This window comes from Rhodoferax sp. GW822-FHT02D07, assembly GCF_058802405.1.
In genome coordinates this window covers 635,790-661,590 of the sequence record NZ_JBXAOD010000001.1, presented here as the reverse complement: position 1 = coordinate 661,590, position 25,801 = coordinate 635,790, and the positions used below count along the sequence as shown (strand labels likewise).

Sequence of the window (25,801 nt, the reverse complement as noted above, 5' to 3'; positions counted from 1 at the left end):
CGTGCTCCGTTCAACCCAACCACTTCTGCATGAAGCCCGCCTGGCCCATGGCCGGGTCCAGCTGGTAGTAGGCAAAGCCCACGCGCTGGTACAACTTCTCGGCGCCCTTGTTGCCGGACAGCACTTCCAGCGTCATCTTGCAGGCGCCGCGCTCCACGGCGATCTGCTCCACCAGCGCCAGCATCTGCTCGCCAATGCGCTGGCCGCGGTAGCCGGGCAGCACCGCCACGTCGTGCACATTCACCAGCGGCTTGCACATGAAGGTGGACAGTCCTTCGATGCAGTTCACCAGCCCCACGGGCGTGGAGTCGTCGTTGGATGCAAAAGCCAACACGCTGAAAGCATGCGGACGCGCTGCCAGCGAGGGCACCAGATTGGCTTTGGCAAAGTCGCTCAGGCCCTCACCACCACCCATGGGGTCAATCGCATAGGCATCGAGCAGCATGACCAGGGCCGCAGCGTGCACGGGGTTGGCGTAGTCGGCACGGACCACGCGGATGGCGTTCGTCATGGAGTCAGGCTTTCAGGGTGTCGGCAATGCGCTGAGCCCAACTCTGGGCTTGGGCAGCTTCGCGGGCTTCCACCATCACGCGCACCAGGGGCTCGGTGCCGCTGGCACGGATGAGCACGCGGCCGGTGTCGCCCAGCGCAGCTTCGGCCGCCTGGGTCTCTTCGGTCATGCGCGCATTGCTCTTCCAGTCCTGACCCGGGGTCAGGCGCACATTGATCAGGGTCTGCGGGAACAGGGTCACGCCCTGCAGCAACTGGGCCAGGGTTTTCTCGCTGCGCACACAGGCCTGCAGCACCTGCAGGGCCGATACCAGACCGTCACCCGTGGTGTGCTTGTCCAGCGCCAGCAGGTGGCCCGAGCCTTCGCCTCCCAACAGCCACTTGTGTTTCTCCAGATCCTCCAGCACATAGCGGTCGCCCACCTTGGCACGCACAAACTGCACGCCGCGCTGCTTTAGCGCCACTTCCACGGCCATGTTGGTCATCAGCGTGCCCACCACGCCGGGCACATGCTCGTCGCGGCCCAGGCGGTCGTCGGCCATCAGATAGAGCAGCTCGTCGCCGTTGTAGAGGCGTCCATCGGCATCCACCAGTTGCAGGCGGTCGGCATCACCGTCTAGCGCCACACCAAAGTCGGCTTTGTGCTCTTTCACGGCGGCGACCAACGCCTCGGGGTGGGTCGCACCCACGCCCTTGTTGATGTTCAGGCCATCGGGCGAGCAGCCAATCGCAATGACTTCGGCGCCCAGCTCATGGAACACCTTGGGGGCAATGTGATAGGCAGCGCCATGCGCGGCGTCCACCACGATCTTCAGACCCTTGAGCGTGAGTTCCTTGTCAAAGGTGCTCTTGCAGAACTCGATGTAGCGGCCGGCGGCATCGTCCAGGCGGCGGCTCTTGCCCAGGCTGGCCGAGTCCACCCAGACGGGCGGCTTTTCCAGCTCGGCTTCCACCGCAAGTTCCCAGGCGTCAGACAGCTTGCTGCCCTTGGCACTGAAGAACTTGATGCCGTTGTCGGCAAAGGGGTTGTGGCTGGCGCTGATGACAACCCCCAGCGAGGCGCGCTGCGCCCGCGTCAGGTAGGCCACGCCCGGTGTGGGCAGCGGGCCGAGCAGAACCACATCCACACCAGCCGAATTGAAGCCACTCTCCAGCGCGCTCTCCAGCATGTAACCCGAGATACGGGTGTCCTTGCCAATCAGCACCGTGGGGCGTGCCTCGGTTTCCTTGAGCACATGGCCTACGGCATGCGCCAGGCGCAGCACAAAGTCGGGGGTGATAGGGGCCTGCCCCACGGTACCGCGAATGCCGTCGGTACCGAAATACTGTCGTCCCATTGAAATTCCTGTTGTGTGTTGTTGTCTATGTCGGGGTGGCTCAGGCTGCAGACTGGGCTGCGGCCAATACCTTGAGCGCGGCCACGGTGTCGCGCACATCGTGCACGCGCACCACGTGGGCGCCGTTCTGCACGGCCAGTACGGCGGCCGTGATGCTGGGCGCGCGGCGCTGGTCCACGTCCATGCTGGCCGCATTGCTCAGCGAGGTCTGCGTCACTGCCGCCAGCGAGGATTTGCGCGACCAGCCGGCCAGCACCGGGTAGCCCGCGGGTACTGCCTGAGCCTGGCGCGCCAGCAACGCAAAATTCTGTTGCACGGTCTTGCCAAAGCCAATGCCCGGGTCCAGGCAAATACGGGCCTGATTGACTCCCAGCCCCCGTAGATTCTGCGCGAGCAGCTCCAAAAACGATAGCACCTGCGGTACCACATCGCCCTCCATGGGCGCCACCTGCATGGACTGCGGGTCGCGGTGCATATGCATCAGGCAGACGCCGCAGTTCGGATGTGCCGCCACCACGGATTCGCCCGTGGGGCCACCCTGCCCGTCGCGCCAGCGCAGGGCCCAGATGTCGTTGACGATGTCGGCACCCAGATCCAGCGCGGCCTGCATCACCGCAGGCTTGTAGGTGTCGATCGAAACTGGCACGCCCAGCGTCACCGCATGGCGGATGACCGGCAGCACGCGCGCAAGCTCTTCCTCCAGCGGCACAGGCAGTGCGCCGGGCCGGGTGGATTCGCCGCCTATGTCCAGAATATGGGCGCCATCCTTGAGCATGCGCTCGCAATGGGCCTGGGCTGAATCACGCGCGGCAAACTGGCCGCCGTCCGAGAACGAGTCGGGCGTGACGTTGACGATGCCCATCACCTTGGGGGTGCTGAGGTCGATGGCGAATCGGGAGGTTTGCCAGAACATGGGCGGAATTATCTGCTTTCGCCGTGCGAAAAACCGGGGCTGCTGCCCCTAAAAGAACACAGGGCCCGAAGGCCCTGTGAATCAGGTAAAGCAGCCTCAGGCTGCGCTGGGTGCGGGATCCGCCGCCACCGCCGGAGCGCCACCGCTGCCGCCGCCACCATTGTTGGGGCTGCGCGGTGTCCAGTCCTTGGGCGGACGAGGCTCCTTGCCGGCCATGATGTCGTCCAATTGCTCAGTGTCTATGGTTTCCCACTCCAGCAGGGCCTTGGCCATGGCGTGCATCTTGTCCTTGTTATCCTCGATCAGCTTGCGCGCCAGGGCGTACTGCTGGTCGATGATGCGACGCACCTCGGAGTCCACCTTCTGCATGGTCTGTTCGCTCATGCTGGTGGTCTTGGTCACACTGCGGCCCAGGAACACTTCACCCTCATTCTCGGCGTAGACCATGGGGCCCAGCGCATCGGTCATGCCGTAGCGGGTCACCATGTCGCGGGCGATGGAGGTGGCACGTTCAAAGTCGTTACTGGCGCCGGTGGTCATCTGGTTCATGAACACTTCTTCGGCAATACGGCCACCAAACAGCATGCTGATCTGGTTCAGCATGAATTCGCTGTCGTAGCTGTAGCGGTCTTGCGCGGGCAGGCTCATGGTCACACCCAGGGCACGGCCACGGGGAATGATGGTGACCTTGTGCACCGGGTCGCACTTGGGCAGCAGCTTGCCGATCAGGGCGTGGCCAGACTCGTGGTAAGCCGTGTTCTTGCGCTCTTCTTCGGGCATGACCATGGTCTTGCGCTCGGGGCCCATGATGATCTTGTCCTTGGCCTTCTCGAAGTCCTGCATCTCGACCAGGCGCGCATTGCGACGGGCTGCCATCAAGGCAGCTTCGTTGCACAGGTTGGCCAGATCAGCACCGCTCATGCCGGGCGTGCCGCGGGCAATGGTCATGGCGCTCACGTCCTGGCCCAGCGGCACCTTGCGCATGTGCACGTTCAGGATCTGCTCGCGGCCACGGATGTCGGGCAAGGTCACATAGACCTGGCGGTCGAAACGACCGGGGCGCAGCAAAGCGGCGTCCAGAATGTCAGGGCGGTTGGTGGCAGCCACCACGATCACACCGACGTTGGTCTCAAAGCCGTCCATCTCCACCAGCATCTGGTTGAGGGTCTGCTCGCGTTCGTCATTGCCACCGCCTAGGCCCGCGCCACGCTGGCGGCCCACGGCGTCGATTTCGTCGATGAAGATGATGCAGGGCGCGTTCTTCTTCGCGTTTTCGAACATATCGCGCACGCGGGAGGCACCCACGCCGACAAACATTTCCACAAAGTCGGAACCCGAAATGCTGAAGAACGGCACCTTGGCTTCACCCGCAATGGACTTGGCCAGCAGCGTCTTGCCGGTACCGGGAGGGCCGACCAGCAGCAAGCCGCGCGGAATACGACCACCCAGCTTCTGGAACTTGGAGGGATCTTTCAGGAAGTCCACGACCTCCTTCACTTCTTCCTTCGCTTCGTCACAGCCAGCCACGTCAGCAAAGGTCACGGTGTTGGTGTTCTCATCGAGCAGGCGGGCCTTGCTCTTGCCGAAGCTGAACGCGCCGCCCTTGCCACCGCCTTGCATCTGGCGCATGAAATACAGCCAGGCACCGATCAGCAGCAGGATGGGCCCGTAGCTGATCAGCAGGGTCATCAGGAGGGATTGCTCTTCGCGCTGCTTGACGTCGAACTTGACGTTGTTGGCGATCAGGTCGCTGACCAGACCGCGGTCCAGATTGGTGGCGTTGGTGCGAATGCGGCGGCCATCGGTGGTTTCAGCCACGATCTCGCCACCACCCACGCCTTCGGGAATAACGGCGGACTTGATTTGCTTGCTGCGGACCTGTTCCAGGAAATCGGAATAGGCCACGGAACCGGAGGCCGCATTGCGGGAGTCAAACTGCTTGAAGACGGCGAACAGCACGAAGGCCACCACCAACCACACTGCAACTTTAGAAAACCATTGATTGTTCAAGCGAAGCTCCAATACTGCCGCAAGTAGACGGACCTTGCGTACTTGGGACCCATTTTAGGCGTTTCAAGCCGTGAAAGCGCCTTTTTCGCCGCCTACAGCCATAGAAAGAGCATGGGAATATGACAAGTATTTAACGGCTTTTGAGGCCCAGGCCGATCAGGAAGGTTTCCGATGAACGGTCGCGCGAGGCCTTGGGTTTGAGCGTCTTGACGGTGACAAAGGCGGCCTTGAAGCGCTGCACCACTTCGTTGTAGCTCGCTCCATGGAATACTTTGGCCACCAGCGCACCCTGCGGCTTCATGTGGCTCTGGGCAAAATCGATGGCCAGCTCGATCAGATATTCCACGCGCGCCGCGTCGGCCGACGAGATGCCCGAGAGGTTGGGCGCCATGTCCGACACCACCAGATCGGCCTGCTGGCCGCCCAGAGCCTCCTGCAGTTGGGCCAGCGTGGCCTCTTCGCGGAAGTCGCCTTGGATAAAGGTGACGCCTTCGATAGGATCCATGGGCAACAGGTCCAGACCGATGATGGCACCATCCAGCGCGCCCACGGCCGCCCCCTGTGGCGAGAGACGCCGGCGCAGGTACTGGCTCCAGGCACCCGGGGTGCAACCCAGGTCCACCACCAACTGGCCGGGACGCACTAGTTGCAGGGTTTCATCAATTTCCTTGAGTTTGTAGGCGGCACGGGCGCGGTAGCCCTCCTTGTTCGCCAGCTTGACGTAGGGATCGTTGATGTGGTCGTGCAGCCAGGCCTTGTTGACCTTTTTGCCCTTGGCAGGTGTTTTCATGCAGGTTTTCCAGGAAGGCCCTGATTGTCCGGCTTTTCCGGCTTTTCGCTTACAAGTTGTCACCCTTCTCCTCTATAGTTGAGCGTTTGCCTTCGCTGCAGCAAGGCGCCCCATCGAGAGGAAGGCATGCCCCTGTTCCAACGCAACGTCAAACTTCACGTCACTATCAGTTGGCTGTTTGTCGTGCTGACGCTGCCCGTCATCATTGCTTTTTTGGTGGTGAGCTACCGGGCCAACGCGCTGCTCATTGAGGACTACTCGAACAAGTTCATCGAAAAGTCGGTACGCGAGAACTTCCACAACGCCGAACGCCTACTCAACCCCTTCATCAGCAATGCACGCGCCGCCGGCACGCTGATGCGCGACAAGCCCGACTATTTCCGCGAGCCCAACGCCTCGGACTACCTGCACGAAATCGTCGCCTCCAATGAGGCTGTCTACGCCGCCTACGCGGCCTTTGACGACGGCAGCTTCCGCCAGGTGCGCCGCGTGGTGCCGGGCCGCCCGGTGCTGGACAAGCCGGTACCCGAAGGCACGCAGATCGTCGAGCGCTTCATCGACAAGCGCAACATCCCCACCGGCACCGAGGCGCAAGACCACTACCGCTTCCATGGCGCCTGGGGCAACGTGCTGGGCCAGGATGCCGGCCCGGTGACCTATGACCCGCGCACACGCGGCTACTACAAGGAGGCCGTGCGCCTGCAAACGCTCACGGTCTCCGACGTCTACCCTTTTGCGAGTTCGGGCGAGCTGGGGATCACGGTCACCGCACCCATCGTCTCCAGTACGCAGACTACCGGCGTGTTCTCCATCGACCTCACGCTCAAGACCCTGTCGCGCTTTCTGTCGGACAACCGCGTCAGCCCCAACAGCGTCACCATCGTCGCCGACGACCATGGCGGCGTGATCGCCCACCCCGAGTTTGAACGAGGCCTCACGCTCAAGGACAAGGAACTGGTGCAGAACCAGCTCAGCAAGCTGGGCGATGTGCGGGTGACAGCCGCCCTGGCCGAGCGCATCCGCAGCGGCACCGATCGCTTTCACTTCACCGCCGGGCCGGACAACACCGAGTACATCGGCATCTTCTCGCCCTTCCCCAAGGACTTCAAGAAGCCCTGGGAGCTGCTCATCATCGCGCCCACCGACGACTTTGTGGGCGGCATCAAGGAAACCAACCGCCGGCTGCTGATCTTTGGAGCCCTGGTGTTCTGCCTGCAACTGGCGCTGATTTACCGCCTGTCCCGCGCGCTGTCCCGTCCCATCGAGCAGCTGGCCGATGAGGTGGTGCATGTCCGTAATTTCGAGTTCCTGCAGGCCCCCATGGTGGAGTCACGCATTGCCGAAATCAGCCATCTGGCCAAGGCCGTGTTCACGCTGACACGGGGCTTGGAGTCGTTCACTTCCTACGTGCCCCGCGGACTGGTCAAGCAATTGATCGACTCGGGCCAAGGTACGCGCCTGGGCGTGGAGAGCCGCTACCTCACGCTGTTCTTTACCGACCTGGAAGGCTTCTCCACCCTGTCGGAGTCCGAACCCTCGCAGCAGTTGCTGTCCCGCGTGTCGGACTATTTTGCAAGCGTGACCGAATCCATCGAACAGGAACACGGCACGGTGGACAAATACATTGGCGATGCGGTGATGGCGTTCTGGGGCGCGCCCAACCCGCTGGAGAACCACGCCTACCTGGCCTGCGTGGCTGCGGTGCGCTCACAGCGCCGCATGGCACTGCGCAACCAGGAGTGGGCATCGCAGTCCATGTCCCCCCTCAGGGTGCGCATAGGCATCCACAGCGACTCGGTGCTGGTCGGCAACGTAGGTTCAGCCGAACGGGTGAGCTACACCGTGATGGGCGACGGCGTGAACGTGGCCGCACGCCTGGAAGGCATGAACAAGGAACTGGGCACCTGGGTCTGCGTGAGCCACGCGGTCTACCGGGCGGCGGGCGAGCGCCTGTGGCTACGCCCCATCGATACGGTCACGGTCAAAGGCCGCAAGGGCGAACTGCTGGTCTACGAGCTGCTAGCCATCCGTGATGGCGATGCAGAAACCGCCGCCACGCCCGAGGAAGTCCGCCTCTGCAATCTGACGGTGGAAGCCTATGCCCGCTATGCGGACAACGACTTTGTGGGTGCAGCGGAAGCCTATGCCGCCATTCTGGCGCGCTTCCCGCAGGATGCCGTGGCACAGCGCATGCTGGACAAATGCCAGGTCCAGCGGGTCACGGACCTGTCGCCAAGCTGATGGACGCAAGAGTCCATATCGCCCAAGCAGCATTGCGCCGATAATACGGGTATGCCCCAAATTCAACTGACTCCTGCCCAGCGCAAAGACCATCGCGCTGAGGCCCACCACCTGGACCCCGTGGTCCTGGTGGGCGGCGATGGCCTGACAGCCAACGTCAAAAAAGAAATCGATGCCGCCCTCAACGCCCATGGCCTGATCAAGGTGCGGGTGTTCTCCGACGACCGCCTGGCCCGCGATGAGATGCTCAAGACCCTGGCCGACGAGCTCAATGCCGCCCCCATTCAGCACATTGGCAAGCTGCTTGTGCTGTGGCGCCCCAAGCCCGTCAAGGAAAAGACCGTGGATGAGGACCGCAAGCCCGGTCCGCGCGACTTCAAGGTGCTCAAATTCGGCAAGGCCGGCCAGCGCCCCGAAGTGAAGACCCTGCGCGTGCTGGGCAACCAGCGCCTGACGCCCGGCGGCAACATCAAACGCGCCAAACCCAAGCCCCAGACCAGCGTGAAGAAACGCAGCCAGACCTGAACTGCTGACCCCCCCAATGAAAACGGAGCCCGAAGGCTCCGTTTTTTTATGTCTGCTCCACCACGGGTGGCAGCGATGCCGCTCGGACCAGCTTGCCAAACACCAGCAATGCACACACCCATTGGCCAAAGTACATGGCGGTGCCAACCTTGTGCCACAGCGCCAGGTTTTCGTGGGCCACGATGCGCGGAGCGACCGCCAGTTCCACCAGCAGGGCCAGCAGCACGCCGGCCACTACAAAAAGCGTAGCTGCTTGCGCAGTATCCACAGGGGCTAGCGCCTTGTGAGACCTGAAAGTGAGAAGCAGCAGGACGCCACAGGCCACCGACACCCAGGTCTGTGCCGTGAACAGCTTGGCCGCCATCTGCCCGGCCATCGCGGGCGTTGGCAGGTGCACAAACAGCATGGGCACCACCAGAAAGCCCAGCATGCTCAGGCTCATGGCCCAGGCTGCGGCAATCCAGAGCGGGAGCTGGCGCATCTCAGATGTAGTGGACGGCCACGACTTCGTAGGCGCGTTCGCCGCCCGGGGCCTGCACCACGGCGGTGTCACCCTCTTCCTTGCCGATCAGTGCGCGCGCGATCGGGGAATTGATGTTAATGAGCCCCTGCTTGAGGTCGGCCTCGTCTTCGCCCACGATCTGGTACTTGACGCGGTCGCCCGTGTCCTCGTCTTCCAGTTCCACCGTGGCGCCAAACACCACGCGGCCATCGGCCTGGATGCCGGAGGGATCGATTACCTGGGCAGCGGACAGCTTGCCCTCCACTTCCTGGATACGGCCTTCGATGAAGCCTTGGCGTTCCTTGGCCGCGTCGTAGTCGGCGTTCTCGCTCAGGTCGCCCTGCGCCCGCGCTTCGGCGATCGCCTGGATGACCGAGGGACGCTCCACGGTCTTGAGTTTGTGCAGCTCGGCCTTGAGCATTTCTGCGCCGCGCTTGGTAATGGGATAGGTTGCCATGGTGTCTCTTGCTGGGTTTTTGGGGGCCTCAAAGTACAAGGACAGTGCGGCGCTTGCGCGCGGCACTGTCCCATGCAGTTGGCAGGATTATGCCAACTTATCCAAGCATTCAGGCCTGAAGTTCGGCGTGCATCTCCTGCACCGAAATCACGCCCAGGCTGTCCAGGTACTTCATGCCTTCCACTGCGGCTTCGGCACCGGCGATGGTGGTGTACGTCGTCACGCGGGCCAGCAGCGCCGAGGTGCGGATCTGGCGGGAATCGGCGATCGCGTTGCGGCGCTCTTCCACGGTGTTGACGACCATGGAGATTTCCTCGTTCTTGATCATGTCCACGATGTGCGGGCGGCCTTCGGCCACCTTGTTCACCACGCCGCAGGCCACGCCCGCTGCCGTGATGGCCGCTGCGGTGCCCTTGGTGGCCACGATCTCGAAGCCCTGGGCGGCGAGCTTGCGCGCCACTTCCACGGCGCGCGGCTTGTCAGCCTGCTTGACGGAAATGAAGGCCTTGCCACCGCGCGGCAGCTTGGCGCCAGCACCCAACTGGCTCTTCACAAAGGCCTCGCCAAAGGTGGCGCCCACGCCCATCACCTCACCAGTGGACTTCATCTCGGGGCCGAGGATGGTGTCCACACCGGGGAACTTGACGAAGGGGAACACAGCTTCCTTGACGCTGAAGTATGGCGGTGTCACTTCCTTGGTGATGCCCTGGCTGGCCAGGGTCTGGCCGGCCATGCAGCGAGCGGCCACCTTGGCCAGCTGAATGCCCGTGGCCTTGGAGACATAGGGCACGGTGCGGCTGGCGCGGGGGTTCACTTCCAGCACGTAGATCACGTCCTTGCCGTCGACCTGCTGGATGGCGAACTGCACGTTCATCAGACCCACCACATTCAGTGCACCAGCCATGGCGGCAGACTGGCGCTTGAGTTCGGCCACGGTGTCGGAAGCCAGGCTGTAAGGAGGCAGCGAGCAGGCGGAGTCACCGCTGTGCACGCCGGCCTGCTCGATATGTTCCATCACGCCGCCGATGAAGGTGGCGCCAGAACTGTCACGGATGCAGTCCACGTCGCACTCGATGGCGTCGTTCAGGAAACGGTCCAGCAGCACGGGCGAATCGTTGCTGACCTTGACGGCTTCGCGCATGTAGCGTTCCAGGTCGCGCTGCTCGTGCACGATTTCCATGGCGCGGCCACCCAGCACATAGCTGGGGCGTACCACCAGGGGGTAGCCCAGGGCAGCGGCCTTTTCCAGCGCTTCGGGCTCGGTACGGGCCGTGGCGTTGGGCGGCTGGCGCAGCTTGAGTTCGTGCAACAGCTTCTGGAAGCGCTCACGGTCTTCGGCCGCATCAATCATGTCGGGCGTGGTGCCGATGATGGGCACTCCATTGGCTTCCAAATCCAGCGCAAGCTTCAGGGGTGTCTGGCCACCGTACTGCACGATCACGCCCACAGGCTTTTCCTTGTCCACGATTTCCAGCACGTCTTCCAGCGTCAGGGGCTCGAAGTACAGGCGGTCGGAAGTGTCGTAGTCGGTGGACACGGTTTCGGGATTGCAGTTGACCATGATGGTCTCGTAGCCGTCTTCGCGCATGGCCAGCGCCGCGTGCACGCAGCAATAGTCAAATTCGATGCCTTGGCCGATGCGGTTGGGGCCACCGCCCAGCACCATGATTTTTTTCTTGTCGGTCGGCGCGGCTTCGCACTCGGAGCCTTCGGCCTCGTAGGTGGAGTACATGTATGCGGTGTTGGTCGCAAACTCGGCCGCACACGTGTCCACACGTTTGTAGACGGGGCGCACGCCCAGGGCGCGGCGCTTTTCACGCACAGCCTTGTCAGTTGTCTTGAACTGCTTGGCCAGGCGGCGGTCCGAGAAACCTTTTTGCTTGAGGCCGCGCAGCGTAGCCGCGTCAATTTTGTCCAGCGCAGAGCCGCTGGCGGGCTGGGGCAGGCGCTCGATTTCGAGCTCCAGCTTCACGATCTGTTCGATCTGCACCAGGAACCAGGGGTCGATCTTGGTCAGCGCAAACACTTCGTCCACGCTCATGCCCTGGGCAAAGGCGTCACCCACGTACCAGATGCGCTCGGGGCCGGGTTCGCCCAGCTCCTTCTCCAGTACTTCTCGGTCCTGGGTCTTCTCGTTCATGCCGTCCACGCCGACTTCCAGGCCACGCAGGGCTTTCTGGAAGGACTCCTGGAAGGTACGACCCATTGCCATCACTTCACCGACCGACTTCATCTGGGTGGTCAGGCGGCTGTCGGCAGCGGGGAATTTTTCGAACGCAAAGCGCGGGATCTTGGTGACCACGTAGTCAATGCTGGGCTCGAAGGACGCGGGCGTGGCGCCACCCGTGATGTCGTTGCGCAGCTCGTCCAGCGTGAAGCCGACGGCCAGTTTGGCCGCCACCTTGGCAATGGGAAAGCCGGTGGCCTTGGAGGCCAGCGCCGAGGAGCGCGAGACGCGCGGGTTCATCTCGATGACGACCATGCGGCCGTCCTTGGGGTTGATGGAGAACTGCACGTTCGACCCACCGGTGTCCACCCCGATCTCGCGCAGCACGGCCAGCGAGGCGTTGCGCAGGATCTGGTATTCCTTGTCGGTCAGCGTTTGTGCAGGGGCCACGGTGATGGAGTCACCGGTGTGCACGCCCATGGGGTCCAGGTTTTCAATCGAGCAGACGATGATGCAGTTGTCCGCCTTGTCGCGCACCACTTCCATCTCGTACTCTTTCCAGCCGAGCAGGGACTCTTCAATCAATAACTCGTTAGTAGGCGAGGCTTCCAGGCCGCGCTTGCAGATGGTCTCGAATTCTTCAGAGTTGTAGGCAATGCCGCCGCCCGTGCCGCCCAGCGTGAAGCTGGGGCGGATGACCGTAGGGAAGCCGACCGACTTCTGCACCGCCCAGGCTTCATCCATGCTGTGGGCGATGCCCGAACGTGCAGAACCCAGACCGATCTTGGTCATGGCGTCCTTGAACTTGAGGCGGTCTTCGGCCTTGTCAATGGCTTCGGGCGTAGCGCCGATCAGCTCGACCTTGTATTTGTCCAGCACGCCGTGGTGCCAGAGGTCCAGCGCGCAGTTCAGCGCGGTCTGGCCGCCCATGGTGGGCAGGATGGCGTCGGGCTTTTCCTTGGCGATGATCTTCTCGACAGTTTGCCAGGTGATGGGTTCAATGTAGGTGACGTCGGCCGTGGCCGGGTCGGTCATGATCGTGGCGGGGTTGCTGTTGATCAGGATGACCTTGTAGCCCTCTTCACGCAGGGCCTTGCACGCTTGCACGCCGGAGTAGTCGAACTCGCAGGCTTGGCCAATGATGATGGGGCCAGCGCCAATGATCAGGATGCTCTTGATGTCAGTACGTTTTGGCATTTCGGGTGCTCTTTGCTTTTCAAATTAATTCAGACTGGCGGTGGCCAGCTTGGCGCCAAACCACATGAACAGGCCGCCCACGGCACTGGACAGGCTGGCGGAGAGGCGCTTGCGGCGACCAAAGCCCTGGGCCAGGCGGGCGCCGGCAAAAATCAGGGCGGACAGGTACAGCGCGCTGAAGACCATGATGATGGAGCCCAGGATCAGGAAGGGAATCGCGGGCGTGTCGTAGTTCGGGTCAATGAACTGCACGAAGAAGGACAGCAGGAACAGGATGGCCTTGGGGTTGAGCAGGCTGATGACCAGGGCGCGCTTGAAGGGCTGCTGCATATTGGCTGCCGCTTCGGCCACGGCCGTCTGCGCCGACAGGTCCGCCACATCCGCACTGCGCCACTTCTTGAAAGCGGCGATCAGCAGGTTCACGCCCACCCAGGTCAGGTAGGCCGCGCCCGCGTACTTCACCACCATGAACAACGGCGGGTAGGTACGCAGGAGGCTGGCAGCGCCCAGCGCGGTGAACACCAGCAAAATGGTGTCGCCCACAAACACGCCACAAGCGCCCTGGTAGCCCGCTTTCACGCCGCGTACGGTGGCTACCGACAGAACATAGAGCGAGTTCGGGCCTGGCAACAAAATGATGCCGATAGCGCCTATCACGTAGGTCCAGAGGTCGGTGACACCGTAGAAGCTCATGCGCGTTTTTTCATCTCGCTGATAAAGCGGTCAAACAGGTAGCCGATGTCGTGCGGGCCGGGCGATGCTTCGGGGTGCCCCTGGAAGCAGAAGGCCGGCTTGTCGGTGCGCTCCAGGCCCTGCAGCGTGTTGTCGAACAGGCTGATGTGCGTGGGGCGCAGGTTGGCCGGCAAGCTCTTCTCGTCCACCGCAAAACCGTGGTTCTGGCTGGTGATGGAGACGCGGCCACTATCCAGGTCCTTGACCGGATGGTTGGCGCCGTGGTGGCCGAACTTCATCTTGAAGGTCTTTGCCCCGCTGGCCAGGGCCATGATCTGGTGGCCCAGGCAGATGCCGAAGGTGGGCGTACCGGTCTCTATGAGCTCCTTGGCCGCAGCAATCGCGTAGTCGCAAGGCTCCGGGTCGCCAGGGCCGTTGGACAGGAAGATGCCGTTGGGGCTGAGCTTGAGCACCTCCGCGGCAGAGGTCTGTGCGGGCACCACAGTGACCTTGCAGCCACGTTCGGCCAACATGCGCAGGATGTTTTTCTTCACACCGAAGTCGTAAGCCACCACGTGGAACTTGGGAGCGGTTTGCTGGCCATAGCCTTCACCCAGTGTCCACTCAGCCTCGGTCCAGCCGTAGCTGACCTTGCTGGAGACCACCTTGGCCAAGTCCAGACCAGCCATGCTGGGCGCGCCCTTGGCAGCAGCCACCGCCTTTTCGATGACTTCCTTGGTGACGGACTCACCGGCGGCCAGCGCCAGGATGCAGCCGTTTTGCGCGCCCTGGGTGCGCAGTTGGCGGGTCAGTTGGCGGGTGTCGAGGTTAGCAATTGCCACGGTGCCTTCGGCGACCAGGTATTCGGTCAGCGTCTGGGTCTTGCGGAAGTTGCTGGCGACCAAGGGCAGGTCTTTGATGATGAGACCAGCGGCATAGACCTTGTTGGACTCCACGTCCTCGGGGTTGATGCCGTAGTTGCCGATGTGGGGGTAGGTCAGGGTGACGATCTGCTGGCAATAGCTGGGATCTGTGAGGATCTCCTGGTAGCCGGTCATGGAGGTGTTGAACACCACCTCACCGACGGTGGAGCCGGCGGCTCCGATGGAATTGCCAATATAGACCGTGCCGTCTGCGAGCGCCAGGATGGCGGGTGGGGTGATTCCCTTGAGAGACAAAAGCACTGGTTTCTCCGAATGGGTTACGGGTACGCCCAAACGCGCTCAAGAAGATCTCTTGGCGAGTGCCACACCAAGAATGGCTCCTGGCGGGTGCTTTTTATGAGGGAATGTTGCTTGAACTGCGCTTGGGACGGCTGTTTTCTGGAAAGCCTCCCATTATAGCGGAGGCTGGCAGGCCCGGGTCAGTTGGGCGCAAGTTTCAGGCTGCTGGCATGCAGGCAAATCGCCGCCGCCGCCGCTACATTGAGCGACTCCTCGCCCCCTGGCTGGCCAATGCGGGCGAACACGCGGGCGCGCGCCATCAATTCGGCCGAGACGCCCTGCCCTTCGTGGCCCATGGCCCAGGCGCAGGGGTGCGGCAAGTCCAGCTTCTGCACCAGATCGCCCTGGTGGGAGCTCGTGACCACCAGGGGAACCTTCAAGGCGTCCAGATCAGACAGCTCCAGGCCTTCGACCAGCTGCAGGCCAAAGTGCGCGCCCATGCCAGCGCGCAGCACCTTGGGACTCCAGAGCGCTGCGGTGCCCTTGAGCGCCAGCACTTGGCGGAAACCAAAGGCACCCGCGCTGCGCAGAATGGAACCCACATTGCCGGCATCCTGCACGCGGTCTAGGATCACAGTGGCGGCGCCGGGCTGCAGCGCGGTATCCAGCGACAACTCCAGCACAAAGCCGACCTTGGCGGGCGACTCCAGCCCGCTCAGTTCGCGGAACAGCGCATCGGGAATCACTATGATTTTTGTAGCTGCTCGCGCATATTCCACGGGGGCTAGCGGTAGAAATGACTCTGAAACCACCAGCACGGCAGGTTTCAGGCCACGGTGCAACGCCGCGCCGCACAAGTGGTCGCCCTCCACCCAGAAGCGCCCGGCCTTGCGGTAGGCAGTGTTGTCCGTGCTGAGCTTGCGCAACTCCTTGAGCAGCGCGTTCTCGCGCGAGGTGATGAAGACAGGTTCACTCATGGGGAAATATGCAGCACCTGAGTGACGGGCGCGAAGGTCTTGCGGTGTTCGGGGCATGCGCCGTGGGCCTGGAGCGCGGCCAGGTGCTCTGCCGTGCCATAACCCTTGTGGCCGGCAAAGCCGTATTGTGGGTACTGCTGATCCAGCGTGGCACACCAGCGGTCGCGCGTGACCTTGGCCAGGATAGAGGCAGCGGAGATAGCGGGCACGGTGGCATCACCACGCACAATAGCTTCGGCCAGCACATCCAGCACCGGCAGACGATTGCCGTCCACCAGCACTTTGGCGGGCTTGAGGCGCAGGCCCTCCACGGCGCGGCGCATGGCCAGCATGGTGGCTTGCAGGATGTTGATCTGGTCAATCTCTTCCACGCTCGCCTGGGCGATGGAACAGCACAGGGCCTTGGCGCGAATTTCGTCAAACAGCTTCTCGCGTTTGAGCGCGGTGAGCTTCTTGGAATCATTGAGACCGGCAATCGGGTTCAAGTCGTCCAAGATGACGGCGGCCGCCACCACAGGCCCGGCCAGCGGGCCCCTGCCCGCTTCGTCCACACCTGCCACCAGACCCGGCAGGTCCCAGGTAAAAGCGACCTGACGGGCAGGCTCAGGCTTGGAGAACTTTTTCGATGGCATCGGCGGCAAGGGTAGCGGTGTCGCGCTGCAGGCTGGTGTGCAGGGCGGAGAAGGTGGAATACAGGTCCGCCATTTTCGCAGGGTTGTTGCGGGGGGCATCCAGCCAGGCCAGGACTTCCCGCGCCAGCGCCTCGGGCGTGGCAGCGTCTTGCAGCAGCTCGGGCACCACAAAGCGCTCGCACAGGATGTTGGGCAGGCCCACCCAGGGCTGCAGGCGTTTGCGCCGCATGATCTGCCAGGACAACCAGGCCATGTGGTAGCCAATGACCATGGGGCGCTTGAACAGCGCAGCCTCCAGCGTGGCGGTGCCGCTGGCAATCAGCGTCACGTCGCAGGCTGCCAGCGCGGTGTGCGACTGTCCGCTGAGCAGTTGCAGGCGGCCCTTCATGCCGCTTTGCTGCGCCAGCTTTTCAATCTCCGGCAGCAGACCCGGCACACAGGGCACTATGAATTTCGTAGCTGCTTGCGCAGATTGGACGAGGGCTGCAGCCCGAAAGAAGCGCAAAGCCAGGTGACGGATCTCGGACTGGCGGCTGCCCGGCAGGATGGCGACCACCTTGTCCTCATCCGCCAAACCCAGCGCGTGACGCGCGGCCGCCTTGTCCGGCTCCATAGGAATGACGTTGGCCAGTGGGTGCCCCACATAGGTGGCGGCGATGCCATGGGCGGCCAGCAAAGCGGGCTCAAAGGGGAACAGGCACAGTACGTGGTCCGCACTGCGGTGGATCTTTTCGACCCGCTCCGGGCGCCAGGCCCAGATGGAGGGACAGACAAAGTGCACCGTCTTGACGCCCTGCCCCTTGAGGCGGGCTTCCAGATCCAGATTGAAATCCGGGGCATCCACGCCGATGAAGACATCGGGCCTGGCGCCGAGCAAACGGTCGCCCAGTTGCCGGCGTATGCCCACGATCTCGCGGTAACGCTTGAGCAGCTCCCAGCTGAAGCCGTGCACGGCCAGCTTGTGGTGCGGCCACCAGGCAGCAAAACCCTGTTTGGCCATCTGCGGGCCGCCGATGCCCTCGGCACTCAGGTCAGGCCAGCGCCGGCGCACGCCCTGCAGCAGCAGACCGGCCAGCAGGTCGCCCGAAGCCTCTCCGGCCACCATGGCCAGCATAGGGGCCGCCGCGGGGGCGCGTGAAGGCTCCATACTGCGCGCGCGGCAGGCTTAGCGCACGATGCCGCGCTGGGCCGACACGCCGTCCAGGAAGCCATTCATCATGGCCACGTCGGGGACGGTTGCGGGGTTGGCAGCTTCCAGCTCGGCAATGCGCAGCCGGGCCTGCTCCAGCGTCAGGTCGTCACGGTACAGGGCCTTGTGCATGGCCTTGACGCCGCTGATGCGCTCGGCCGAGAAACCACGGCGGCGCAGGCCTTCGAAGTTCATGGAGCGTGCGGCGGCGGGCTGGCCCTGGCACATCACGAAAGGCGGCACATCGGCAAACAGCAAGGAGCACATGGCCGTCATCGCATGCGCGCCAATGCGCACGAACTGGTGCACCACAGTAAAGCCGCCCAGGATCACCCAGTCGTCCACCTGCACATGGCCCGCCAGCTGCGAGTTGTTGGCAAAAATAGTGTTGTTGCCGACCACGCAGTCGTGCGCCAGATGCACATAGGCCATGACCCAGTTGTCATTGCCCAGCACCGTCTTGCCGATGTCACCGGGCGAGCCGATGTTGAAGGTGCAAAACTCGCGGATGGTGTTGCGGTCACCAATGATCAGCTCGCAGGGCTCGCCCGCGTACTTCTTGTCCTGCGGAATTGCGCCCAGCGAGTTGAACTGGAAAATACGGTTATCTTGCCCGATCGTGGTGTGGCCTTCGATCACGCAGTGCGGCCCCACCGTGGTGCCGGCACCAATGCGCACATGGGGGCCGATGACGGTGTAAGGCCCCACGGTCACCGAGCTGTCGAGCTCGGCCTTGGGGTCGATGATGGCGGTAGCGTGGATGTTGCTCACGCGAACGCTCCTCAGGCAATGCTGCGCATGGCGCAGGTCAGCTCGGCTTCGCAAGCCAGTTCGTCACCCACGGTGGCGCTGGCCTTGAACTTGAAGATACCAGCCTTCATGCGCAGCATTTCCACATTCAGAATGAGCTGGTCCCCCGGCTCCACGGGACGCTTGAAACGCGCACCATCGATGCCGGCAAAGTAATACACCGTGTTTTCGTTGGGCGAGGTGTCCAGTGCGTCAAAGGCCAACAGGGCCGCGGCCTGTGCTAGGGCTTCCAGCATCAGCACGCCAGGCATCACGGGACGATGCGGGAAGTGGCCTTCAAAGAAAGGCTCGTTGATCGTGACGTTCTTCAAGGCCTTGATGGTCTTGCCCTTGTCCAGCTCCACCACCCGATCCACCAGCAGAAAGGGGTAACGGTGGGGCAGCTGCTTGAGAATTTTGTGGATGTCCATCATGATTTTTGTAACTCTTTTTCCAGGGTTTTGATACGGTCGCGCAGGCTGTGCAACTGCTTGAGAGTTACAGCATTGCGCTCCCACGAAGCGTTTTCATCAATCGGGAAGATGCCGGTGTACTGACCGGGCTTGAGAATGGATTTGCTGACCACAGTGGCCGCAGAGATATGCACATTGGCGCCGATGGTCAAGTGGCCCAGCACGATAGCGCCGCCACCAATGGTGCAGTTGGGGCCGATCGTGGCAGAGCCCGCCACGCCCACACAGCCGGCCATGGCCGTGTTGCGACCTACGCGGACGTTGTGGCCAATCTGGATCAAATTGTCCAGCTTCACGCCATCTTCGATCACGGTGTCCTGCAGCGCGCCACGGTCAATACAGGTGTTGGCACCAATCTCCACATCGTTGCCGATCTGAACAGCACCAAGCTGCTCAATTTTCTCCCAGCGCTCCCCATCAGGGGCAAAACCGAAACCGTCTGCGCCAATCACCACGCCGGGATGCAGCAGGCAACGCTCACCCACCACACAGTCCTCACCAACCGTGACACGGGATTTGAGCACGGTACCCGCCCCAATGCGCGCACCCGCCTCCACCACACACAAGGGACCGATGCGGGCCGAGGCATCTACCACGGCACGGGGATCCACCGCAGCACTGGGGTGAATGCCTGCAGGTGTCGCAACGGCACGCAACCGGTCGAGGTACTGCTTCCAGAGCTGCGTGGCCTTGGCAAAGTACAGATAGGGATTGGGCGTGACGATGCAGGCGCCGCGCGCCATTGCAGCGTCCTGCATGGCAGGCGCCACAATCACACAGGCGGCCTCAGAAGCCGCCAGCTGTAGCTGGTATTTGGGATTGCTAAGAAAGCTAAGCTGGCTTGAGGTGGCGGCCTCTAACGGGGCCAAGCCCGTGATGACGGCAGCTGCATCACCGTGCAGCTCACCACCTAGCGCATTCACGATGGAAGCGAGGTCCATGCGTTCCCCCCGCGAGCGGCCGACCAAGATTTACTTGGCGCCGGAATTGAGAATCTTGAGAACCTTATCAGTGATGTCGTGGCGCGTATTGCTGTACACCACCTCCTGAATCACCAGATCGTATTTTTCAGCTTCCGCAACTTGTTTGACGGCCTTGTTGGCTTTGTCCAGCACCTGCTGCAGCTCTTCATTGCGGCGACCATTGAGGTCTTCCTGGAACTCGCGCTGCTTGCGCTGAAAGTCTCGGCTTTGTTCTGCAAATTCTTTTTGACGGGTCGCACGTTGCGTTTCCGTCAACGTAGGCGCATCACGCTCAAAACGTTCGCTCATGGTCTTGAGCGACTGCTGCTGGTCAGCCAGCTCTTTCTGGCGCTTGGAGAACTCCTGCTCCAGCTTGGCCTGCGCTGCTTTGGCAGGCGCAGACTCGGTGGTAATACGCTGCGTGTTGATGTACCCGATTTTGGAATCTTGCGCATGGGCACCCACTGTGGCCAATGCCATGGCCAAGGCGATAGCCCACATTGCTGTAACGTGTTTCATTAGAAAGTGGTTCCGATCTGGAATTGAAGAGTTTGGATTTTATCGCCATCAAACTTGGTGATGGGACGGGCAAAAGCAAGACGAAGGGGCCCAACCGGAGAGATCCAGCTAATACCCACACCGTAAGAAGAACGCATATCACCTAACTGGATGGATTCGTCTGCACCATAAATACCGCCAGCATCGACAAACCCATACATGCGCAAAGTGCGGTCGTTACCCCCGCCAGGCAAAGGCGCCAAAACTTCACCACTCACCGTAAAACGCTTGGTACCACCGGTGGCCGTCAAAGAGCCGGCACGCTGGGCTCCTGTCGTCAGGCTGCCTTGCTCAAAGCCGCGGACAGAACCCAAGCCGCCCGCATAATAATTCTTGAACACCGGATAGGTCCCGCTACCTGTGGCTGCACCGAGCGAGACTTCGGTGTTAAACGCTGCAGTCACCTTGCGGCTCAGAGGGAAGAATTGCTGGTACTGGGCAGTTCCACGCGCATAGCGCAAGTCGCCGCCGACGCTCCACTCCGCGCTGGTACGCATGACCTTGCCAGTACTGGGAACCAGTGCGCTGTCTCGCGTATCACGCGACCAACCCAAAGTCAGCGGAATCGCATTGGCGCTGTAACCAAACTCATTGGCAAAGTCTTGATACACGGCGGGTAACAGCGTACCCGGAATGATGCGGGTACGGTCCACGCCTACGCCCAAAAACACCGTATCAGAATCGGTAAAGGGAATGCCAAAACGTATGGAGGCACCGGTGCTTTCAATGGCATAGGTATCCACATCGTCGTAAGGACGCGAGGTACGCTGGTACACATCGATGGTGCGCGACACACCATCTTCGGTGAAATAGGGATTTGTGGTGCTGAACACCACAGTGCGATTGGTCTTGCTGGTATTGAGCTCAACACCCAGCGAGTTGCCTGAGCCGAAAGCATTCTCCTGCTTGAAGCCAAAAGACAAACCCAAGCCATCTGCGCTCGAAAGACCCGCTCCCAAACTGATGCTACCAGTAGGCTTTTCCGTCACATTGACAGTCAGGTCTACCTGATCAGGCGCACCGGAAACCTCCTGAGTATCAATGCCCACTTCCGTGAAGTACCCCAGACGGTCTACCCGATTACGCGATTGACGAATCTTTTCACCGTCATACCAAGCCGCCTCCAACTGACGGAACTCACGACGAATAACCTCATCACGTGTTCTATCGTTGCCAGCGACGTTGATGCGACGCACATAGACACGGCGGGATGGTTCTGCTGCCAGTGTGATGGCTACGCGGTTGGTACTGCGGTCAATGTCCGTGCGAGCCTCCGTACGGGCAAAGGCATAGCCAAAATTGGCAAAGTAGTCGTTGAAGGCCTTGGTGGTTTGCGTCACCTCATTCGCGTTGTATGCTTCACCCGCCTTGATGGCCACCAAGGACTGAAACTCCTCATCCTTGCCCAGGTAATTGCCTGCCAACTTGATGCCAGACACCGCAAAGCGCTCACCTTCCGTGACGTTGATGGTGATATCGATATCTTGCTTGTTGGGAGAAATGGCCACCTGCGTCGAATCCACCTTGAACTCTAGATACCCCCGGGACAGGTAATAGGAGCGCATCGTCTCGATATCCGCATTGAGCTTGGTCCGCGAATAGCGATTGGATTTGGTGTACCAGCTCAGCCAACTGCCGGTATCAGAGTCAAACAAGTCACGCAAAGTGCTTTGGGAAAACGCCTTGGCACCTATGATCTTGATATCGCTGATCTTGGCGGTCTCACCCTCCACCACCGCAAAGCTCAGGTTGACGCGGTTGCGCTCGATCGGTGTCACCGTGGTCACCACCTCGGTGGCATACATACTCTTATTGATGTATTGGCGCTTGAGTTCCTGCTCGGCACGGTCCACTAGGGCTTTGTCAAAGGGACGCCCCTCTGTGAGGCCAGTCTCCCGCAGCGCCTTCTTCAGTACATCCTTGTCGAACTCCCGCGTACCGGTGAAGTCCACATCGGCAATGGTCGGGCGCTCTTCGACGACAACCACCAGCACGCCGTTGTTGGCTTCGATGCGCACGTCCTTGAACAGGCCCAACCCGAACAGCGCACGGATCGAGGCCGCGGCCTTCTCATCGGTATAGGTATCGCCCACGCGCACCGGAATCGAAGCAAAAATTGTCCCGGCTTCCACACGCTGCAAACCCTCCACGCGGATATCGCGCACCGAAAAAGGCTCCAAGGCCAGCGCCGCTTGGGCTGCAAGCCCAACTGCCAACGAACAGGCTAGGGCGCGCAAAGAAGATCGTTTGAAATGCATAGTTGCCAGTTGTAATAGGGTGGACCACGCGGCCAGAGGGCCTGCGCCCAACTCGCGAGTTAACTCAGAAGTTGCGCCACATCGTTGAATACCGCAATGACCATCATTGCCATGAGTAGCCCGACGCCGGCACGCTGGAGGTAGCCCATCCATGCCTCAGACACTGGCCTACCCGTCAGCGACTCCCAAAGATAATACATCAGGTGCCCCCCATCGAGGACCGGCACCGGCAGCAAGTTGAGTACCCCCAGACTGATGCTGATGAGGGCCAGAAAGACCAAGTATTGCGACCAGCCCACGGCCGCCGACTTGCCCGCATAGTCCGCAATCGTGATCGGCCCGCTGAGGTTTTTGAGCGAGGCCTGGCCGACCAGCATCTTGCCCATCATCTTGAGCGACAGGGCGGACACTTCCCACGTGCGGTCCAGCGCCTTACTCAGGCCTTCCCAAGGACCGTAACGCACCACCACGGTGGCCGGCGCGGTACCCACCACGGCGCCGATACGCCCCACTGTCAGCCCCCCCACCGTCTTCTGACGTGGTGTGACCGTCAGCAGCACAGTCCGGCCCTCGCGCTGTACCTCCCATTGCTGGGGCGACGCTGGGCCCTGCTGGCCAGAAACACGGATCTGCTCGCGCAACTGGGCCGCGTCGACAACAGGTGCGCCGTTCACGCGCAGCACCAGGTCGCCGGGCTGCAGGCCGGCGACCTCGGCTGCGGCCCCAGGCGTGAGTTCACCAATCTGAGGCGGCGCATAGGGCGCCTGCCAGCCAATCGCACGAAACAGACGCGCATCGGCATTGCCAGCATCGAGCCCACTCAGGTTCAGCGGCTGCCGCTGGACCGTGCCCGCCCGCTCAAACTCCAGCCACAGCGTGCCCTGGGCCAGCGCGGCCTGCATCAACCACCAACGGAAATCCTCGTAGGAGCGCACCGGCTCCAGCGCCTCTTCAGCAAAGCCCGCCGCCAGCACGCGCTCTTCGCCCACAAAGCCAGCCTGCGCCGCCACCGAGCCTGACAAAGGCTGGGACAGCTGGGCTTCCAATTGGGTGGAGCCGGTCCAATGGACGGCGCTGTACAACAAGATGGCCAACAGGAGGTTGGCCAGGGGCCCGGCCGCCACGATAGCGGCGCGCACGCGCACGCGCTGGGTATTGAAGGCGCGGTACCGTTCTTCGGGCGCCACCTCGCCTTCGCGCTCGTCGAGCATCTTGACATAGCCACCCAGCGGCAAAGCGCAGAGCACAAACTCGGTGCCGCTGCGTGGTGAAGTCCAACCCCACAGGCGTGGGCCAAAGCCGATGGAAAAACGCAGCACCTTGACACCGCAGGCCACGGCTACGCGGTAGTGCCCCCACTCATGTACAGCAATCAGTATGGCAATTGCAAAAAGAAAGGCGGCAATGGTCAGCATGACATCCTCTGGACTCAGTGTGCCAGTTGATGCACCTGCTGTCGGGCAAGTTCCCGGGCCGCGCGGTCAATCTCCAGCAGATCACCAATCGACGCGGGCGCCGCGAAGCGGCAGGTCTCCAGCACCTGCGCATTGACTGTGTGAATGTGATCGAAGCGAATCTGGCCCTCCAGAAAAGCCGCCACCGCCACCTCATTGGCCGCATTGAGGACCGCCGTGCTGCCCTGCGGGCCCGCCATGGCATCCCAGGCCAGTTGCAGGCCCGGGAAGCGCTGCGGGTGATCATGGGCGTGCACCGCCTCAAAGCTCAGGCCGGCCAAGGTGGAGAAGTCAATCGCAGCCGAACCTGAGACCACGCGCTGCGGCCACGACAGGCCATAGGCGATAGGGCCGCGCATGTCGGGCGTACCCAGCTGGGCCACGACCGAGTGGTCGACAAATTGCACCATGGAATGGATTACGCTTTGCGGATGAATCACCACCTCGATACGTTCGGGTGACACACCAAACAGATAGCGCGCCTCTATCACCTCCAGCGCCTTGTTCATCATGGTGGCCGAATCCACCGAAATCTTGCGCCCCATGACCCAGTTAGGGTGTGCACAGGCCTGCTCGGGCGTGACCTCAGCCAGCGACTCGGGTGCCCGTGTGCGGAAAGGTCCGCCCGAGGCGGTGAGGATGATCTTGTCCACCGTGCTAGCCCAGAGTGCTCTGTCATCGGGCAGAGACTGGAAGATGGCCGAGTGCTCGCTGTCTATGGGCAACAGCGTGGCGCCGCCGGCCTGCACCGCGTCCATGAAGAGTTGCCCGCCTACTACCAGGGCCTCCTTGTTGGCCAGCAGCAGGCGCTTGCCCGCGCGCGCCGCCGCCATACAGGCCGGCAGACCAGCCGCGCCCACGATGGCCGCCATCACGGTATCGGCATCAGGGTGCTCGGAAACCCATTCCAGCGCCGCCGGACCTTCCAGCACCTCCGTACGCAGTTGCGCCGCCGCTAGACCCGACCGGAGTTCGTGCGCCTGGGCCGCATTGACCATAACCGCAAACTGCGGCCGGTGACGCACGCATTGCTCCAGCATGACTTTCACATTGGTAGATGCGGTGAGGGCAAACGCTTCAAACTGATCCGGGTGGCGCGCCATCACATCCAAGGTGTTCACGCCAATGGAGCCGGTGGAGCCCAGCACCACCACACGACGACGGAGGGTGCTCATACGGCCTGCAGCATCATCGCCATGGGCAGCACAGGCAAGAGTGCGTCCAGACGGTCCAGTACACCACCGTGGCCGGGCAGCAGGCCGCTGCTGTCTTTCACGCCGGCGCTGCGTTTGATAAGCGACTCGAGCAAGTCACCGACTACGCTCCAAGCAGCCAACCAGACCAAAGCCAACACCATCAACCCGCCCCCCCGCTGCCACAGACGGCTGTAGATGCTCAGGCTATCCAGCACCCAATGTTGATCTGCCAGCATCCAAAGAAAACCCACCACTAAAACCGCCATCAGTCCGCCAAGCACACCTTCCCAAGTCTTCCCCGGACTAATGGAGGGGGCCAACTTCCGAACGAACAGCTTGCCGCCGAGGCCGCGCCCGGCGAAGTAGGCGCCAATATCCGCAGCCCAGACCAACACCAACACCGAGAAAAGAAAGTTGATGCCGACCACCCGAGCCTGCGTCACTGCCAGCCAGGCCGCACACAGGCAGGCCACGCCCAGCACCCAGCGCAAGACCTTCGGCACCTGCACCCAGTAACCCACGCCACGCAGCAGCATCCAGCTGCCGCCCAGCACCCAGATGGCCGCCACCAGCAGCCACAGCGCCTCCCCTTGCACCGGGGCAGTCAGCCCAGCCAACGAAAGCAGACAGACCACCGCGCAGACCGCGCCCGTGACCCAGGCCCCGGCGCCACCGATCTGGTTGAGCCGTGCCCACTCCCAGCCACCTGCGGCGATCAACACGGTGGCCACCAAGGAAAAAACCCAGGGCGCGGGATAGAAAACCGCCGGCAACAGCACCGCCAACAGCAGCACCGCAGTAATGACTCTTTGCCACAGCATGGGCACTC

General features: G+C 62.1%; 23 protein-coding genes. 2 read left to right on the top strand and 21 right to left on the bottom strand.

Going from position 1 to position 25,801, the window contains the following annotated elements; all coding sequences use genetic code 11:
- Nucleotides 1–10 precede the first annotated feature (10 nt).
- The 5 genes from AC1RNN_RS03155 to AC1RNN_RS03135 all read right to left on the bottom strand — a co-directional run bounded on the left by AC1RNN_RS03155 (nt 11) and on the right by AC1RNN_RS03135 (nt 5,560).
- Nucleotides 11–511: a GNAT family N-acetyltransferase gene (locus AC1RNN_RS03155; protein WP_493086054.1), complete on the bottom strand. Its 501-nt coding sequence runs from the start codon at nt 509–511 to the stop codon at nt 11–13.
- A gap of 4 nt (nt 512–515) precedes the next feature.
- On the bottom strand, nt 516–1,847 hold the full coding sequence (glmM, locus tag AC1RNN_RS03150) for a phosphoglucosamine mutase (RefSeq protein ID WP_493086055.1): 1,332 nt from the start codon (nt 1,845–1,847) through the stop codon (nt 516–518).
- A gap of 40 nt (nt 1,848–1,887) precedes the next feature.
- Nucleotides 1,888–2,760, bottom strand: a complete 873-nt coding sequence (folP, locus tag AC1RNN_RS03145; RefSeq protein WP_493086057.1) for a dihydropteroate synthase — start codon at nt 2,758–2,760, stop codon at nt 1,888–1,890.
- Nucleotides 2,761–2,856: 96 nt separating this feature from the next.
- Complete coding sequence (ftsH, locus tag AC1RNN_RS03140; protein WP_493086058.1) at nt 2,857–4,770, bottom strand: ATP-dependent zinc metalloprotease FtsH; 1,914 nt, start codon at nt 4,768–4,770, stop codon at nt 2,857–2,859.
- Between the two features lie 130 nt (nt 4,771–4,900).
- Nucleotides 4,901–5,560 carry an RlmE family RNA methyltransferase gene (locus AC1RNN_RS03135; RefSeq protein ID WP_493086060.1) on the bottom strand — a complete coding sequence of 220 codons (660 nt, stop codon included), beginning with the start codon at nt 5,558–5,560 and terminating at the stop codon, nt 4,901–4,903.
- A gap of 126 nt (nt 5,561–5,686) precedes the next feature.
- Between AC1RNN_RS03135 and AC1RNN_RS03130 the strand changes: the two genes are divergently transcribed.
- Nucleotides 5,687–7,801, top strand: a complete 2,115-nt coding sequence (locus tag AC1RNN_RS03130; protein ID WP_493086061.1) for an adenylate/guanylate cyclase domain-containing protein — start codon at nt 5,687–5,689, stop codon at nt 7,799–7,801.
- Nucleotides 7,802–7,852: 51 nt separating this feature from the next.
- The gene (locus tag AC1RNN_RS03125) at nt 7,853–8,326 is read left to right on the top strand and encodes a YhbY family RNA-binding protein (RefSeq protein ID WP_493086063.1); all 474 of its coding nucleotides are present in this window, start codon (nt 7,853–7,855) and stop codon (nt 8,324–8,326) included.
- A 46-nt stretch (nt 8,327–8,372) separates the two neighbouring features.
- Here AC1RNN_RS03125 and AC1RNN_RS03120 read toward each other — a convergent pair whose 3' ends face one another.
- The 16 genes from AC1RNN_RS03120 to AC1RNN_RS03045 all read right to left on the bottom strand — a co-directional run bounded on the left by AC1RNN_RS03120 (nt 8,373) and on the right by AC1RNN_RS03045 (nt 25,793).
- Complete coding sequence (locus tag AC1RNN_RS03120) at nt 8,373–8,807, bottom strand: DUF4149 domain-containing protein (RefSeq protein WP_493086064.1); 435 nt, start codon at nt 8,805–8,807, stop codon at nt 8,373–8,375.
- Nucleotide 8,808: 1 nt separating this feature from the next.
- Nucleotides 8,809–9,285 (bottom strand): transcription elongation factor GreA, encoded by a 477-nt coding sequence (gene greA / locus AC1RNN_RS03115; RefSeq protein WP_493086065.1) that lies wholly within the window; start codon nt 9,283–9,285, stop codon nt 8,809–8,811.
- 109 nt (nt 9,286–9,394) lie between these two features.
- Nucleotides 9,395–12,649 carry a carbamoyl-phosphate synthase large subunit gene (carB, locus tag AC1RNN_RS03110; RefSeq protein WP_493086067.1) on the bottom strand — a complete coding sequence of 1,085 codons (3,255 nt, stop codon included), beginning with the start codon at nt 12,647–12,649 and terminating at the stop codon, nt 9,395–9,397.
- Nucleotides 12,650–12,673: 24 nt separating this feature from the next.
- A complete protein-coding gene (gene leuE, locus AC1RNN_RS03105) occupies nt 12,674–13,342 on the bottom strand; it encodes a leucine efflux protein LeuE (protein ID WP_493086069.1) in 669 nt (222 codons plus the stop codon).
- Nucleotides 13,339–14,505, bottom strand: coding sequence for a glutamine-hydrolyzing carbamoyl-phosphate synthase small subunit (gene carA / locus AC1RNN_RS03100; protein WP_493086071.1), 1,167 nt, complete (start codon nt 14,503–14,505; stop codon nt 13,339–13,341). Before carA ends, leuE begins: the two co-directional genes overlap by 4 nt.
- A 179-nt stretch (nt 14,506–14,684) precedes the next feature.
- Nucleotides 14,685–15,461: a TrmH family RNA methyltransferase gene (locus AC1RNN_RS03095; protein ID WP_493086073.1), complete on the bottom strand. Its 777-nt coding sequence runs from the start codon at nt 15,459–15,461 to the stop codon at nt 14,685–14,687.
- Nucleotides 15,458–16,093: a ribonuclease HII gene (gene rnhB / locus AC1RNN_RS03090; RefSeq protein WP_493086074.1), complete on the bottom strand. Its 636-nt coding sequence runs from the start codon at nt 16,091–16,093 to the stop codon at nt 15,458–15,460. The genes AC1RNN_RS03095 and rnhB overlap by 4 nt, the downstream gene beginning before the upstream one ends.
- On the bottom strand, nt 16,065–17,198 hold the full coding sequence (gene lpxB / locus AC1RNN_RS03085) for a lipid-A-disaccharide synthase (protein WP_493087071.1): 1,134 nt from the start codon (nt 17,196–17,198) through the stop codon (nt 16,065–16,067). The genes rnhB and lpxB overlap by 29 nt, the downstream gene beginning before the upstream one ends.
- 60 nt (nt 17,199–17,258) lie before the next feature.
- Nucleotides 17,259–18,053 carry an acyl-ACP--UDP-N-acetylglucosamine O-acyltransferase gene (gene lpxA / locus AC1RNN_RS03080; protein WP_493086076.1) on the bottom strand — a complete coding sequence of 265 codons (795 nt, stop codon included), beginning with the start codon at nt 18,051–18,053 and terminating at the stop codon, nt 17,259–17,261.
- An 11-nt stretch (nt 18,054–18,064) separates the two neighbouring features.
- Entirely contained in the window at nt 18,065–18,505 is a 441-nt protein-coding gene (gene fabZ, locus AC1RNN_RS03075; protein ID WP_493086078.1) for a 3-hydroxyacyl-ACP dehydratase FabZ, read from the bottom strand.
- Nucleotides 18,502–19,485 carry a UDP-3-O-(3-hydroxymyristoyl)glucosamine N-acyltransferase gene (gene lpxD / locus AC1RNN_RS03070; protein WP_493086080.1) on the bottom strand — a complete coding sequence of 328 codons (984 nt, stop codon included), beginning with the start codon at nt 19,483–19,485 and terminating at the stop codon, nt 18,502–18,504. Before lpxD ends, fabZ begins: the two co-directional genes overlap by 4 nt.
- A gap of 30 nt (nt 19,486–19,515) precedes the next feature.
- Nucleotides 19,516–20,025, bottom strand: a complete 510-nt coding sequence (locus tag AC1RNN_RS03065; RefSeq protein ID WP_493086082.1) for an OmpH/Skp family outer membrane protein — start codon at nt 20,023–20,025, stop codon at nt 19,516–19,518.
- Nucleotides 20,025–22,322 carry an outer membrane protein assembly factor BamA gene (bamA, locus tag AC1RNN_RS03060; RefSeq protein ID WP_493086083.1) on the bottom strand — a complete coding sequence of 766 codons (2,298 nt, stop codon included), beginning with the start codon at nt 22,320–22,322 and terminating at the stop codon, nt 20,025–20,027. Before bamA ends, AC1RNN_RS03065 begins: the two co-directional genes overlap by 1 nt.
- Nucleotides 22,323–22,381: 59 nt before the next feature.
- On the bottom strand, nt 22,382–23,737 hold the full coding sequence (rseP, locus tag AC1RNN_RS03055) for an RIP metalloprotease RseP (protein ID WP_493086085.1): 1,356 nt from the start codon (nt 23,735–23,737) through the stop codon (nt 22,382–22,384).
- 14 nt (nt 23,738–23,751) lie between these two features.
- A complete protein-coding gene (gene ispC / locus AC1RNN_RS03050; RefSeq protein WP_493086087.1) occupies nt 23,752–24,951 on the bottom strand; it encodes a 1-deoxy-D-xylulose-5-phosphate reductoisomerase in 1,200 nt (399 codons plus the stop codon).
- The gene (locus tag AC1RNN_RS03045) at nt 24,948–25,793 is read right to left on the bottom strand and encodes a phosphatidate cytidylyltransferase (protein ID WP_493086088.1); all 846 of its coding nucleotides are present in this window, start codon (nt 25,791–25,793) and stop codon (nt 24,948–24,950) included. The genes ispC and AC1RNN_RS03045 overlap by 4 nt, the downstream gene beginning before the upstream one ends.
- Between the last annotated feature and the right edge of the window lie 8 nt (nt 25,794–25,801).